The organism is Microbispora triticiradicis (assembly GCF_005864065.1).
Lineage (GTDB): Bacteria > Actinomycetota > Actinomycetes > Streptosporangiales > Streptosporangiaceae > Microbispora > Microbispora triticiradicis.
The window spans coordinates 718,191-731,429 of the sequence record NZ_VANP01000001.1; the positions used below are offsets into that span (position 1 = coordinate 718,191).

A 13,239-nucleotide genomic window follows, 5' to 3' on the forward strand; every position below is an offset into this window, starting at 1 on the left:
GGTGGTGCCGGGTTGAGACGGGATGTGCGGACGGGAGCCGGTTGACGGCCTGGCGGCCGCCGGAGAGAGTCGGGACCCCGAGGGCGCGCGTCGGCGCGAGTGCTTCGTCTTTCGGCAACTAGCCTGAGGGCCTATGAGTCGGGGTGGCGAATGGCCGGGCTATGAGGGTCCTGAGCTGGGGGAGCGCGTGGTCACGGGTGGTCGCCTAAGCCGATGGGCTACTGGTAGGGCATTGGCCGGGCTATTGGGCGGGGTGCTCGCCGGCGGTTCTGAGGGGTGGGCACGGCGCGCGGGCCGCGCCGGGCGGGACCGGCCGCCAGGGCCGCATGCCCGGCCGGCCGGCCGGCGAGCGCGCGGGGCGGCCTCGCGGCTTGATCTCGTAGAGAAAATTTGCATTCGATCATGACCTGCGTCCGCGTTGATCGGCCCACGTCCCGCTCACCGGCGGTCACGGGCCGTCCGCGGGGGAGGAGGGACGGCCGTCTTCCAGGGCCCGATACAGCGTAGAGCGGCCGACGCCGAGAGCCTTGGCGATCTCGGGGACGGTCTGCCCGCGCTTGAGGCGGTCGCGGGCCACGACGAGCAGGTCGACGGTGACCGCCTTCGGGCGGCCGCCCTTGCGGCCGTGGGCGGCGGCGGCCGCCAGGCCGTCCAGCGTGCGCTCGCGGATCAGGTCACGTTCCATCTCGGCGGCCATCGCGGCGACCATGAACAGCATCTTGTCGGCGACGCTCTGCCCGCCGGGCCGGTGCAGGCCGACGCAGATCCCCGACAGGATGTGCAGGTTGATCCCGCGCGGGGCGAGCTCCTCTTCGAGGAAGACCAGCAGTTCCTTCACCGATCGGGCCACGCGGTCGGGCTTGTAGATGACCAGCGTGTCGCCCGGCTTCATGCTCGCCACGGCGGCTCGCAGCTTCGGGCGGTCCTTGCGGGTGCTGACGGTCTCCTCAACGATCTCTCGGCAGTCCGCGGCGGCCAGGGCCTGCATCTGTGAGGCGTGATCCTGGGTGCGGGTGGAGATGCGGGCGTAGCCGATCCGGATGACGTTGCCCGGCGTGGCCGGTGTGGTGCCGGCGGGGACGGCCGAGTCGGTGGTGGGGGTGTTCACCCAAGGATCGTCCCGAAAACGGTCCCGGAACTCAATGCCCATCGGTCGGGTTTCGGGATGAGTTTCGGGACCGTCGTTCCTGGGGAAACGCGACGGCGGAGAGCTATTCGTAGGCGGTCCCGAAAACCACCGTTTAAGGGACCCGACAGGAGGGGCTCGTCCTACCTCGGGGCAGGCGATTGCCCGCCTGAAAGTGAGGAACGACATACCGGCGAGGGGAAGAATCGCTCCCGCCTCGGCACTGCGGACAGTACACCGTAATCTCAGCAGTGACGGGCCTCCTACCTGGCCTGCCCTCGACAGCGTGGCCGGTAGGAGGCCCGGCGCCCTAGGGGCGCAGGTGGTCGCGAATCCAGACGATCCAGGCCAGCCAGATCATGAATCTGGCGGCGGCCAGGACCACGCGGACCTTCTGGTAGCGATCACCCTCGCGACGAGCCGGCTTCATATGGCCGTCCCTTCCTCCGCCGGTCCATCCGGCGGATCCGGCCGTACGGCTCCTGCGGAGGCGGACGAAGCGAGCCCATCGAGACGATGGTGCCGCATCACAGCAGCGTTCGAAGGGTCCGGAGGGGTCCGGAGGAATAGCTAAGGATCAGTCCTGTCCTCCCGGCATAGGTATTTACAACTCCAAGAGGGGCAGACCTCTATTTGAAGGCACGTGGTGCGGCTGGCGGGAAGCGTCAACGCCGGCCCCGGGTGCGAGCGAAGATCTCTTCGGGCTCGGTCAGCACCGGCTTGGGCAGCGCGGGCAGTGCGTGCCACTCAAGAACCTCCTGGCGGAATACCTCCTCGGGCTCCACCGCGCCTTGACGCGGCCCCGAGGGCACGACCGCGGTTCGGGTGGTGCCGATGTTCACGACGGCGGCGGCGTCGGACGTAGGGGACTCGATCACGTCGATCGCCAAGCCCCTGGGGGGTGCGTCCAGGGACGCTGTACAACCACATCCCCGACCTGCGCGAGCTACGGGTCGGCCACCAGCCCGTGAACACGCGCGCTCAGCTATAGCGACGCATTCACCGGTACCCTCTCGCCTGTTTCCTCGAGTAGTCGAAGTTGGCCCGGGCGGTCAACGTGTCCGGGTGCTCCGGCCCTGACACCCGCGCCGGTCGGCTCGATCGACCTAACGGCGTTCGGCGACAACGGCCAGTGCTGCCCTAGCATGCCGAAGTGGTCCGCGAGGATGACGAACTGTTCGTCCGAGAGTGGCACGCCGTCGACTGTCCAGCCTTCCAGGAGTTGCTCACCGACGACGAGTAGGCCAGCGCGGGCCGGGACCGGCTGTGACTCGTCGTGGATCATCGGCTGAGTCTTCCGGCAGGGGAGCAGGCCGCCTTGATCTCGTAGAAAATTTGCATCCGATCATGACCATCCCGGCCCGGGGCCCCGAGCATGCCGCTCAGCGCCCGCGAGCGTCCTCGGTGGTCCTGGTCCACCGCTCGTGCGCGGACTGGCGGGTGATGCCGGCGGCCGCGCCGATCTCCGCCCACGACCGGCCGTCAGCCCGGGCGGCGCGGACGGCCCTGGCGAGCCGGTCCTGGGCAGCGGCGGCCTCCTGCGCCTGGCGGCGGACCTCGGTCAAGGTCTCCGGCTCCAGGTGCGCCCGCCACTCCTCCCGGATGGCGTCGGCGACGTCTTCGGGGGCGTACTGGTCTGACGACCAGATCCGGCGGGTGGCGAAGTCGTGCTCGCCAGGGGAGTCGGCCCGTTCCCAGAGCGGGCCACGCCAGCCGCACTCACACAGGCCGCGCCAGCCGAGGGGCGCCTGCCGACGGTCGATGATCTCGGGTTCACCCTTGCGGTCGGGGAGCGGACCGGGACGCGGGGGGAAGTGGCGCACCAGGACGGCGTCGGCCTGCCCCCCGACCGAGAACCGGTCGCCGGGAAACTCCGTGCTGTCCCATCCTTCGTGCTCGCCGTCGTCGGTCTGCCAGCTCATGGGCGTCTCCTTTCTGGGATGTCAGGGTTCCCTGACACTCCCTAGAGTGTCAGGGAACCCTGACAGTCTGCAAGCGGTTCGGCCCACGTCCCGCTCGCCGACGGCCGCAAGGGCGGCCGCCCGAAGGCAGTCACCGTCGACCTGCTCGTCGTGGCCCGCAACCGCCTCAAGCGCGGGGCAGGATCTCGGCGTCGGCCGCCTCCGCAGACGGCCCGTGACCCGCAGGCTGTCATCCGGGTGGCTGTGCCGGACATAGACAGGTGCAGCTGGATAGGTGGAGGGCGGGAATGAATGTCAGAGCAGGTGATCAGGTTCACCCGGATTTTCGACACCTGCTACGAGAGCGTGCTGCGCTATGCCGCACGCCGGGTGGGAAAGGACACCGCCGGTGACATCGCCGGGGAGACCTTCTCCGTCGCCTGGCGCAGAGTGGAGGACATGCCGCAGGACGACAACAACGTCCTGCCCTGGTTGTACGGAGTTGCACGGCACCTCATCGCCAATGAGGAACGTCGGGAACGGCGAAGCGGGCGGCTCGTCGCACGTTTGATGCACCTGTCGTGGTCGGGCCGGGCGGCCGCCGGGGACCACGGCGAGGACGTGGTGGGGACGACAGCGTTGGAAACGGTCCTAGGCCGTATGTCCCCTGGGGATCAGGAGATTTTACGGCTGATCGGCTGGGAGGACCTGTCCGTCTCCCAAGCCGCCGTGGTCTTCAACTGCTCTCCCGCAACGATGGCCGTTCGTGCTCGCCGCGCTCGGCAACGTTTTCTTGCCGCCTTGAAGGATCACGGGGTGACAATCACCCGCTCAGATGCGCCGACGTATGGGTCCGCAGGGGAGGAGACAGGTTATGAATGAAGAATTCACCGATGTCCGGCGCTTGATGGCGCCGGTCGACCCCGTATCGCCACAGACGTTTGCCGGAGCCGCTCGCGATCCGCAGGCGCGTGCGACACTGCAGCGCATCCTTTCTTCATCTGCGGCGGCGGCCTCTACGCCAAGGTCCCAGCTTAGCCGCCGGCGCGTCCTGGCGGTGGCGGGTGGTGCTGTGGCGGCCGCTTCCATCGCGGGGATCGCACGGATGCTTCCCGGTGACCAACCCGCCGCCCGTATCCCGACCGTCGCGATGCTGGCCTACCAGCAGATGAAAGGTGAATCCCTGATGCCAGGGAGCCTGCCACCCGCGCGTTCGATTCTGCTGAAACTGGCGGAGGCGGCCGAGCAGCAGCCGAATGTAACCAAACCAGCCGATGCCAGATATACCTATCTGCAACTTAACGAGTGGCATCTCAACGTCGCGGTTGCTGGCGGACACGTCAGTACTTCCATCGTTCCCACAGTCACGGAGCTATGGACCCCGATCTCGGCTACGGACATGGTCCGGCGGGTCCAACGCCCCGGCACGCCCATCGTCACCGGCTACGGCAGCGCGGAAACGGCAGCCGCCGTAACTGGGGCGCGCATGTCGGATGAGGAGTTTCCCCCAGGCGCCGTACTGATGAGCCCGTCGCCGGATGAGTTGCCGTTGGAGGCGGCAGCCCTTCGCCGGGCCCTGCTGCCGACGGAGCGCGTTCCCGCCGACGTTTCCGAGGTGGACCAACTCGTAGAGGCCGTCTTGAACCTCTACAGCGAGCGGAACGTGCCACCGCGGCTTGCTGCCGCCCTTTGGCGGATGCTCGCCGACGAGCCGGGCTTGAGGGCTCTGGGTGATACGACGGACAGGGCCGGTCGGGCCGGGCAGGCGATCGCCCTGGACTTGGTCAGAGGGCTACCCAAGAGGTTGGTTTTCATCATCGACCCGAAAACGGGTCACCTGAATTCCAGCGAGGAAATCCTTACAAAAGACGCCGGAAAGCTCAACGTCACCATCCCTGCTGTCATCGGCTACACGCTCTTCCTACATCGAGGGTGGACGCCGGATAACAAGACGGCGGTGCGGTGAACCTAGAAACGGAAAAGCCTGTGCCCGGTCGCACGACCGGGCACAGGACGGGCAGAGTCAGCAGTTGTTGGCTGTCTGGTTGAGGTAGATGTACTCGCTGTACCGGTAGTAGCTGCTCCCGAGGTTCGAGGAACTCGAATACGGGGAGTAGCACTGCGGGCTGTCGGTACTGGCCACCTTCAGCATGAAGTTGTGACCCCGGTTGTTGTAGAAGCTCAAGAAGGGCGTGGCACCGTACGCCTCGAGGTTCTGCCAGTAGCCTTCGTCACGGAACTGCCACCGGACGTCGGCGAAACTCGCCTTCTTCCACAGGCAGACGAAGTTGCTGGGGCAGTCCGTCTTCGCAAAGGTGGTCAGTACCCCGCACGAGTCGGGGTAGGGGACGGTGACGATGACGTTTCCGCCGTCGTAGGTGATGGTGTTGTCCCGCACCGTCCCACCGGGGGCCCGGGACAGCTGCTTGTTGATGGCGGACTGGAGCTGCTCCTGACAGCGGTCCTTGGCAGTGCTCGCCTGAGCGGAACCGCTCAGGACGGTGGTGCCGACGAGAGCGGCAAGCATCAGTGTGAGAGCGCCGATGCCGGTGGTGATGCGACGCAGAGGTGAACTCCTCTTCACGCCCATGATGTGTAGACTCCTTCATGCATCGTTAGATGTGCCACGGATAGGGGCCGGCAAGCATTCCTGTCCGTGGCTATAACGTTGACGGGTGGCTCTAGCCCTGATCTATTACGCCCCTCCTCCTCTCTGGGTAGCGCGCTCCTGCGGCTATTGGAGCGCTTCGACGACATCAGTGATCAAAGCAACTCATTGTCAGGCCCGTCAACTCCAAATGTGAAAATTCACCTAGCGTCACACCTAGAGTTCACACAGCTATTTAGATCAAATCTAGATACATTTCCCTTACGTAATTCCCCTGGCAAGTCATATAGCCTCGGAAGTGGCCAGCAGGGCGCCAAGCCGAACTTCGGTGAACACCCACACCGACGCCCTCGGGCGCCCGGGTGAGACTGCGGCACGACCTCGCGGCGGAAGTTTCAGTTTTTCCAGTGCTTCACGCACGCGGGGAACGGGTCAGGAGGCTCCGCCGGCCAGGATGGCGGCCATCCGGTAGGCGGCGTGCCGGTCGAGTTTTCGGCGGCCGCGGTTGTAGCGCTGGGTGGTGACGGGGGAGGCGTGCCCGAGCAGCTCCTGCACGTCGGCCAGCGGCACGCCTTCGTCAAGCAGCGCGGTGGCGGCGGTCGCGCGGGCGGTGTGCGGGGTCAGGCCCTTGTGGTCGACGCCGGTGGCGGTGGCGGCGCGGCGCAGCGCGGTGGTCATCCGCCACCGGTCGAACGGCCGGCCGTCGGCGCGGGTGAACAGCACCTCGCCCGCGGCCCGGCCGTCCAGCAGCGGCTCCAGCAGCGCGCATACCCGCGGCGGCACCGGGACGCGGTCGGTCTTGCCGCCCTTGCGCCGGAAGACGATGACGCGGTGCCCGGCGTCGGCGGCGACCTGGCCGACGGTGAGCGCGACCAGCTCGCCGACGCGCACCGCGCAGACGGCCAGCAGCGCGACGGCCGCGGCGTCGACCGGGTGACGGTCGGCGATCTGCTCGGCGCCGTCGACGAGCGCGGTCTGCTCGGTCACGGTCCGGGCCGGGGTGACGCCCACGGTGGACACCTCGGGCCGCTCGACCGGGTCGGCGGGGTTGGCCGCGAGCACCCGCCGGCGCACGGCGTAGGCGAACAGGCTGGACAGGGTCGACAGGCGGCGGGCGACGGTGGAGGGGGCCAGCGGGACGCCGGGGCGGGAAAGGCCGGCGCGGGCGCGGCCGGTGGCGATGGTGTCCCGGTAGTGCGTCAGGTGGTCCTCGGTGACCTGAAGCAGGGCGACGCCGGGCAGCTCGGCCTCCAGCCACCGCATGAAGGCGGCGATGTCGGCAAGGCGGGCGCGGCGGGTGGTCGCGGCCTTGGCCGCCGACAGCCACGCGGCCGCGGTCCGCCACTCGGTCTCCGGCAGGGCGTCGACGGTGTCGACGTCGGCGCCGGGCACCTCCCCGCCGTCGCCGCGGCGCCGGCGCGGCGCGAGGCCGGGGATGTCGCCGACGGTGCCGACCATCGGCCGGGGGAGCGCCACAGTGCCGGGGCGATCGGCCGGGGCGGGGGAGACGGCGGGACGGACGACGGCCGTGGAGACGATCTCGGTCACGCCCTCGGTGATCGCACTGTTGATCTCACATAAATAGCATTGTGTGAGATGAGTTCGGGCACCGGAGGAGCGCGCGCTCATTGGTTGGTCTCTATGTCGGTGCCCGGCGGACCCGCCGGGCACCGACACGACCGGCCTGACGAGACATTGACGCTACAGCTGTAGGCCGGCCGGGGCCTCACTCAGCTATCAGGCAGGCAGAGCGCGCCGTTGGTCGGAAGGCTGGGAGGGCCGAAATACCGATCGGATACCGGCGATTCGCATGAGCTGATCAGGACGCAGCACAGTGATCGACCTCTGGGCGGTTTGCACGATGCTGCGTGCTCGCCAGGTACGAAGAGTCCGCTCCACCGTCTCTCGGGAGGTACCGATTAAGGCGGCCAGATCCGCCTGCGTCAGCGGAAGCATGATGGAGCTGGAGCCCTCTCGCAGAGCCTCACTGGGGTCGATCAGAGAGGCCAACGTCCGGGCGAGTCGCTCGTTCGCCGAGTCCGACATCGCATCGAGTCGCGTTTCTGCTTCGAACAGTCGGCCGCTCAGCTCAGTGGTCAAAGCTGGCCATCCTGTGGGGTGGCCATCGAGGAAGCCCTGGAAGGCCCGGGCCTCGATCACGAGCCCTTCGACAACCCCCAACACGCTTGCCGTCACCTTGCGGATTGCCGTTCCGCTTCGCTGCAGCGCTTCCTGTTCTCCGATCAGCTGGCCTGGATAGCGAAGGCTCATCGGAGCTGGCTGACGGGACGACCGATGAAGTACGTCACTTGTCACTTTCACGTGCCCGGATAGCAGCACGATCACGCGGTCGTCGATCGCTCCGTTGAGATACAGGAAGGAGTGACCGTCTTCCCGATATAGCTTTGTTCGGCCTAGTGACAGCAGCTTGCGCCGCCCGGCCTTATCGAGTTCGGCCCAGAAGCTGCTGTGACGAGCAAATCGAGCCTCCAGAGCCAGCTGGTACCGCCAGTCCTTATAGCGTGCGACGCTGCCCGTCGCCCTGGCGGCCATCATTGCTTCCCCCTGATGGCCTTGATGATCGGGGGAACTGCAGCGAGGAGCGCGGCCGCGCCAGCGAACGCGCCTCCGACGACAGTCGGCTCTGCTGAACCGAGCCGGGCTACGGCATACCCGGCCAGCGCGATGACCGCCAGAGCGACTACCGCTCCGACACAGATCATCGGCCAATCGTTCACTTTCATGATCGATCGAAGACCCTTCTAATCCTGTGGTCCGAGTCCGACCTGGTAAGCCCCTCGATCCCCTGCTGTAGGGCCTTACAGGGCGCGTCGATCCTCTTGGTAGGAGAAGAAAGCGCGCGATGATCGTGGGCTTGTGTCGCCAACAGTAATGCGACCCAAAGTAAGGTGCGTCGCCCGCGTCGGCTCCAGGCCGGCTGATTGCGTTCCCGTCGGGCGCCGGAAAGAGAAAGAGGCAGGGCCTCCGGGCTACCACCCCCGGAGGCTCCTACCTGCGGCAATGAGATCGGACTCGGACCAAGGGTCTCGACCGTGCCACCTCTCAATGTACGGGTACTTAGTTTTAAACTCCTCCGACAAATTACGGAGGCAGCTTGCGTTCAAGGTGGCAGAGAGATAGCACCTCCGTCCTTCTCTGACCAGCGATGAAGCAGTTGACCGTCGAGCACGGTGCCGTCGAGCACGAAACTGTCTGTGAGCCGCCCGGTACTCAGCATCGACGGCGGGACCGGCAACTATCGTGCTCGACGACACCCTTTGTGTCGGCAGTGAGCAGTACAGTCCGGCCATGACAAATCCGGCTACTCTGCTCGCCGAGCAGCTCGAAGCTTGGGCGGTTCCCTCGGGGAGCTCCCCTGAGGACGCTCGTCGTTCAGATGGTGACACTGACCTGCTCTACTGGCAGCGGCACGGACGCGCCGTCGGTCTGCTGCTGGAAATCGAACGTTCCTTGGGCGGCCTTGAAGCAGCTGGGCACGACGTGCGCAGCTGGTGGAATGCCGTTCCTCGCTGGTACCGCGCGGTCTTCAACTACGAGCTTCCATGGAAGAACGGTCTCGGTGAGAGACGACCCGCGTTGTCTCCCCTGCATATGGACATGTTGAGGATGCTCGGCACCTTCTTGCAGTACGCCACGATCGCGCCTCAGGTCGTCCCGGGCTCTATCGACGAGATGAAGGCCGCGCTCGGCGATGTCGAAGAGCTCATTAAGGCCAGTACCGAACTAGATGACTCGATCCGGCACTACATGCTCAGCCTGGTGTGGGAGATGCGGCAGTGCCTGGACGAGATTGAGCTATTCGGGGCTGCCGGAGTCCGCCGCCTGACCTTTGAGCTCGCAGGGGTGATGTTCACTCGTGCCGAGACGCTGGAGGAGCGGGACTCCAACGCTGCTACAACCTGGAAAGACAAGGCGAAAAGGCTGGTAGCGACCATGCTTGGCGCAGTCGGGCTCAAGGTGATTGAGACCGGGGCCGGGGAGGTCTTCCAAAAGATGTTGGAGTAGTAGAGCTCATCTTTGGCGAAAAATCCCACCTGACCCCGGGCTCCTTGGTGGCCATGACCGGGATCACAAGGTTTCGTTGTGACGGCTACCGAACTCCCGGGCGAAGACCTCTTCGGGCTCCACCGCGCGCTGGTGCGGGGCACGGGGCCATGGACTCGGTTCGGGTGGTGCTGATGTTTGTGACGGCGGTGGTGGTGGCCGTACGGGTCTTCTGGCTGCAGGATCGCTGTCAGGCCTCCGGGAAGCCGACCTCTGACATGATCGCCTTGCGCAGCGCCGACCGCACGTCGTCCACGGCGCCCAGCAGAGAGCGGACATCGCCATTGGAGTCGGCGACCGTGTCGAGCATGTCGATGGCGTCGCGGACGACGTGCGCCGGCAACGTCAGCTCGGCGCGGTCCGAGGCGGCGGGCAGGTTCTCGGTCTTGTACGTCCACCCGATCAGGATCGAGTCGTCCTGGTAGGGGTGCACCTCTTCCAGGATCGTGTTATCGGTTGCGCCGGCGGAGCGCAGGAGTTCGAGGTACCGGGTGACGCTCCCGACCGTCAGCGGCTCATCGAACTGGAACTCAAGGGAGTAGGACATAGCCCCTCATCCTGTTGCATCGCCTCGCGCGGATGGGGCGGAACCGGCAGACAGCCCGGCCCTGCTTGTGTTCTTCAAAGCTGGATGCTGGGTGCCGCGCGGCGGTCTCGGCGGCTTGTGTCGCCGGTCAGCAGCTTCACCGTCCGGTCGGCGAGCGCCTGGAACGCCTCGTCCGCCGGCGACGGCCGCGTTTCGGGCACCAGGACCCGGCCGAGCGTCTCCCTGGTGGCCGACGTGCTCGACCGGCTGGTGGGCGACTTGTTCGACGTTGAGGACGAGTGGCGGCAGGTGCGCGGCGCGCACCCCCGCTCCCGCACCATCGGGTGGCTGGCGGAGCGCCTGGAGGACATCCTCGCTCACCCCGACATGGCCGGCCTGCCGCGGAAGCTGCAGAACTGGGACACCGTGTTGCGGCGCCTGACGAAGGACGACCGGCCCTCGTCGAGCTCGCCGATCTGCTGCGCCTGCGGGGAGCGCAGGGTGGCGTGGGATGAGGAGTTGCACTACTACCGGTACCGGTCGTGCGGGAACCTGCTGAGCCTGGACGAGCACGACCGGCTCGTGCGCGAGCAGGCCGACGCGCTGGAGGCGGCCGGACGGCGCGGCTGACCGGCCGGGGCGGGTCGCTTCGCCATCTCCCGGAGTGATGGCCGAGTTCGGGCGGCATATCAGCAGCTCGGTCCGGTCCCGAACAACGTTGGCGTTCAGCAGCCCTGGATCGGCAGCGAGGTCCTGCGCGTCGAACTCGACGCGCTCCAGCCAGCTCTCCCGCCGACTTCCCGCAGGTAGCGGGCCAGCTCGTCGTAGTCGACGGACGGCTTGGCGACGAGGAAGACCTCGGGATCGACGCTGCGTATCCAGGGTGCTCGTTGGGTCGTAGTGTCGACACCGAGATCACCGCCTGAAATCGGACAACATGGCCATCCGGGATATTTGTCCTGGGGCTGGGAAAGCGTCGAAGGGCGTTGCCACTCACGTATTTTCCGGTGGGCCATACGGCCTGACCTGCGGTATCAACCTATGTGCAACTACGAGCGCTTCCGAGAAGGCGTCGTTCCACTACGATCTGGTGTTGCAAGACGACAAAGGCCCAGACCCCGCGACAACGGGATCTGGGCCCGAAAAGAAGGAGCTATAGGACCCGGGGTCCAAGCGCTTGCCCTCTTGTACGTGACAGTCATGAGTGTAGCGCGATTAATTATTTCCTCCCTGGGTCCGCAGCCTTAGCGCGCTGTGGAGGACCAACTTGAAAGCTACGCTCACCGTGACTTTGCCCAGGCAGTCGCCGCAGGCCCGCCCGTGGGACCACCGGATCATTCTCGTGATCCTGGTCATCCTCCTGGTGAAGTACGACCTGCCGGCCGCGCTGCTCGCCTGATCGGGGCAACGGCATGAAGGCCCGGATCCCTGGTGGGGGTCCGGGCCTTCGCGTGCTCCGCCACACCTTCGGTTACCCCGCTGCGCTGCGTGACCGGCCACGAGGTCTTACCAGACAGAATTCAAATTCTGTATCCCCATGGTCGGCCGGCGGTCCCGCTCGCGGGGCCGCCGGCGGTGGCCGCACGGACCACGCCCGGCCGACTGTGGGCGTCGACCTTCTTCGGGCGCGGCTAGCCGGTCTTATCGCCGTACGTCCAGCCGCATGCACGCGTGGCGGCGCGTGGTTAGGGGACTTGCTGCATGCGCAGCTCGCGCCAGGCGGTGGCCCAACGCTCTACGTCGTCGTCACTGCCACCGCAGGCTCGGACGAACGCCTGAAGCACTTCCAGTCTCGGCAGTCTGGTCCGCATAAGGGTCATGTCCAGAGTCTTCAGCGTGAAGGCATTGTTGGAACGCCGAGCCAGCTCCCTCAGCGATAGATCCCCGGCCCAGATCCGGTAGCGCCGCATCTGGTCAACCAGTTCCGCGGGGGTGTTGGCGCTCAGGGGGTCAGGCTTGAGGTCGCGCGTGGACATGGTCTTGATCTGCTGGGGGCGTCGGTGGGCCGGTTTGTCGAGCTGGCCGGGATGCAGGGTGTAGACGTTGCGCAAGCGCTCGATGTCGAAGTCGTCGGGGTTGATGGGCTTGCGGCTGAAGGTCAGCAGGCCGAGGTCGCGCAGGTCGTTGATGCCCTTGGTGCGGGTGTCGGGGCTGAGGTCGTAGCGGTCAGCGAAGGCTTTGGGGCTGACCCATACGTGGTGGAGCGGTTCGACGAGTTCGGTGGGCCAGTACTGATCAAGAAGGATCAGGTACATAGCCAGGCCGGCTCCAGTCATGAGCTGGATGTAGCCGTTGGTCCACAGGGTGGCGGGGAGCTGGACGTACAGGTGTCGCAGGCCTTCAGGGGTGTTGCGGTGGGCCTTGGCCGCGGCACCGGGGGCGATGTAGGGGCTGCCGTCGGCGGTTTCGTTCAGGACGGTGACGGCGTTGGCGTGCCCAGGGTTGGCCTTGACGGTGATGAAGCCGTGCCGTTCCAGCCAGGCCTGTGCCTCGTTGACGCGGCGGGCGCCGGTGGTGGCTGGTTGGGGGAGGTCGAGCAGTTGGGCCCAGGACTGGGCCGGGAAGGCGAGCGCGGTGGTCCGGTCGGTGGTCTGCATCCACAGGTAGCTGAGGAACAGTTTGAGACGGACCTGGCCGCCACGGCCGCCGCGCAGCATCCGGGCGAGCGGCGGCGCTTCGCTACTGCCGGCCTCGGTGTCGGGATGGGCGATGAATGACAGGCGGAGCTGTGCGCGGCGGCGGGCGCGGTGGGAGGCCTTCTGTGCCTGGTCGAGTGCGGCCGCCGAGGGCATCTCCGGGAGCGGTTCGGCGCTCCCGCGAGAAGGACGTGTCGCTTGCGCCGGAGCGGTCTCCGTATCCATCAGTTATTCCTAGTATGGAGAAGTATTTACTAGTTACATAGTATCGGCCAAGAAGGTGTCGGTAAAACCGGTGCAAGCGTAGGGCCAAAGCTCGGTACAAGTATGCCCTGAACGGCGCAAGCGTAGGGGTGTATCCGCTCAAGCCGCATAAA

General features: G+C 66.5%; 13 protein-coding genes. 5 read left to right on the plus strand and 8 right to left on the minus strand.

The genetic code is table 11. From position 1 onward, the window contains the following. Positions 1–448 precede the first annotated feature (448 nt). The 3 genes from FED44_RS03480 to FED44_RS03490 form a co-directional block, all read right to left on the minus strand. The gene (locus FED44_RS03480) at positions 449–1,108 is read right to left on the minus strand and encodes a recombinase family protein (protein ID WP_208758807.1); all 660 of its coding nucleotides are present in this window, start codon (positions 1,106–1,108) and stop codon (positions 449–451) included. 683 nt (positions 1,109–1,791) lie between these two features. After that, positions 1,792–2,016: a hypothetical protein gene (locus FED44_RS35615; RefSeq protein ID WP_167521378.1), complete on the minus strand. Its 225-nt coding sequence runs from the start codon at positions 2,014–2,016 to the stop codon at positions 1,792–1,794. A 492-nt stretch (positions 2,017–2,508) separates the two neighbouring features. Then, positions 2,509–3,048 carry a hypothetical protein gene (locus FED44_RS03490; protein ID WP_138459707.1) on the minus strand — a complete coding sequence of 180 codons (540 nt, stop codon included), beginning with the start codon at positions 3,046–3,048 and terminating at the stop codon, positions 2,509–2,511. Positions 3,049–3,339: 291 nt separating this feature from the next. Here FED44_RS03490 and FED44_RS03495 point away from each other — a divergent pair, with 291 nt between their 5' ends. Beyond that, positions 3,340–3,909, plus strand: coding sequence for an RNA polymerase sigma factor (locus tag FED44_RS03495; RefSeq protein ID WP_138459708.1), 570 nt, complete (start codon positions 3,340–3,342; stop codon positions 3,907–3,909). Then, positions 3,902–4,993 carry a CU044_5270 family protein gene (locus FED44_RS03500; RefSeq protein WP_138459709.1) on the plus strand — a complete coding sequence of 364 codons (1,092 nt, stop codon included), beginning with the start codon at positions 3,902–3,904 and terminating at the stop codon, positions 4,991–4,993. The genes FED44_RS03495 and FED44_RS03500 overlap by 8 nt, the downstream gene beginning before the upstream one ends. Positions 4,994–5,050: 57 nt before the next feature. On the opposite strand, the gene FED44_RS03505 is transcribed toward FED44_RS03500, so the two are convergent. From FED44_RS03505 to FED44_RS03515, 3 genes are all read right to left on the minus strand, one after another. After that, complete coding sequence (locus tag FED44_RS03505) at positions 5,051–5,611, minus strand: hypothetical protein (RefSeq protein WP_138459710.1); 561 nt, start codon at positions 5,609–5,611, stop codon at positions 5,051–5,053. 456 nt (positions 5,612–6,067) lie between these two features. Continuing rightward, positions 6,068–7,183, minus strand: a complete 1,116-nt coding sequence (locus FED44_RS03510; RefSeq protein WP_167521379.1) for a tyrosine-type recombinase/integrase — start codon at positions 7,181–7,183, stop codon at positions 6,068–6,070. Between the two features lie 189 nt (positions 7,184–7,372). Then, positions 7,373–8,191, minus strand: a complete 819-nt coding sequence (locus FED44_RS03515) for a Crp/Fnr family transcriptional regulator (RefSeq protein ID WP_138459712.1) — start codon at positions 8,189–8,191, stop codon at positions 7,373–7,375. A gap of 705 nt (positions 8,192–8,896) precedes the next feature. Between FED44_RS03515 and FED44_RS03520 the strand changes: the two genes are divergently transcribed. After that, positions 8,897–9,661, plus strand: a complete 765-nt coding sequence (locus tag FED44_RS03520) for a hypothetical protein (RefSeq protein ID WP_138459713.1) — start codon at positions 8,897–8,899, stop codon at positions 9,659–9,661. Positions 9,662–9,890: 229 nt separating this feature from the next. Here FED44_RS03520 and FED44_RS03525 read toward each other — a convergent pair whose 3' ends face one another. After that, a complete protein-coding gene (locus FED44_RS03525) occupies positions 9,891–10,247 on the minus strand; it encodes a hypothetical protein (RefSeq protein ID WP_138459714.1) in 357 nt (118 codons plus the stop codon). 117 nt (positions 10,248–10,364) lie between these two features. On the opposite strand from FED44_RS03525, the gene FED44_RS35620 reads away from it, so the two are divergent. Next, positions 10,365–10,856, plus strand: coding sequence for a hypothetical protein (locus FED44_RS35620; RefSeq protein ID WP_167521340.1), 492 nt, complete (start codon positions 10,365–10,367; stop codon positions 10,854–10,856). A 637-nt stretch (positions 10,857–11,493) separates the two neighbouring features. Then, on the plus strand, positions 11,494–11,625 hold the full coding sequence (locus tag FED44_RS37980; RefSeq protein ID WP_279633845.1) for a hypothetical protein: 132 nt from the start codon (positions 11,494–11,496) through the stop codon (positions 11,623–11,625). Between the two features lie 286 nt (positions 11,626–11,911). On the opposite strand, the gene FED44_RS03535 is transcribed toward FED44_RS37980, so the two are convergent. Beyond that, on the minus strand, positions 11,912–13,087 hold the full coding sequence (locus FED44_RS03535) for a helix-turn-helix domain-containing protein (protein ID WP_138459715.1): 1,176 nt from the start codon (positions 13,085–13,087) through the stop codon (positions 11,912–11,914). Between the last annotated feature and the right edge of the window lie 152 nt (positions 13,088–13,239).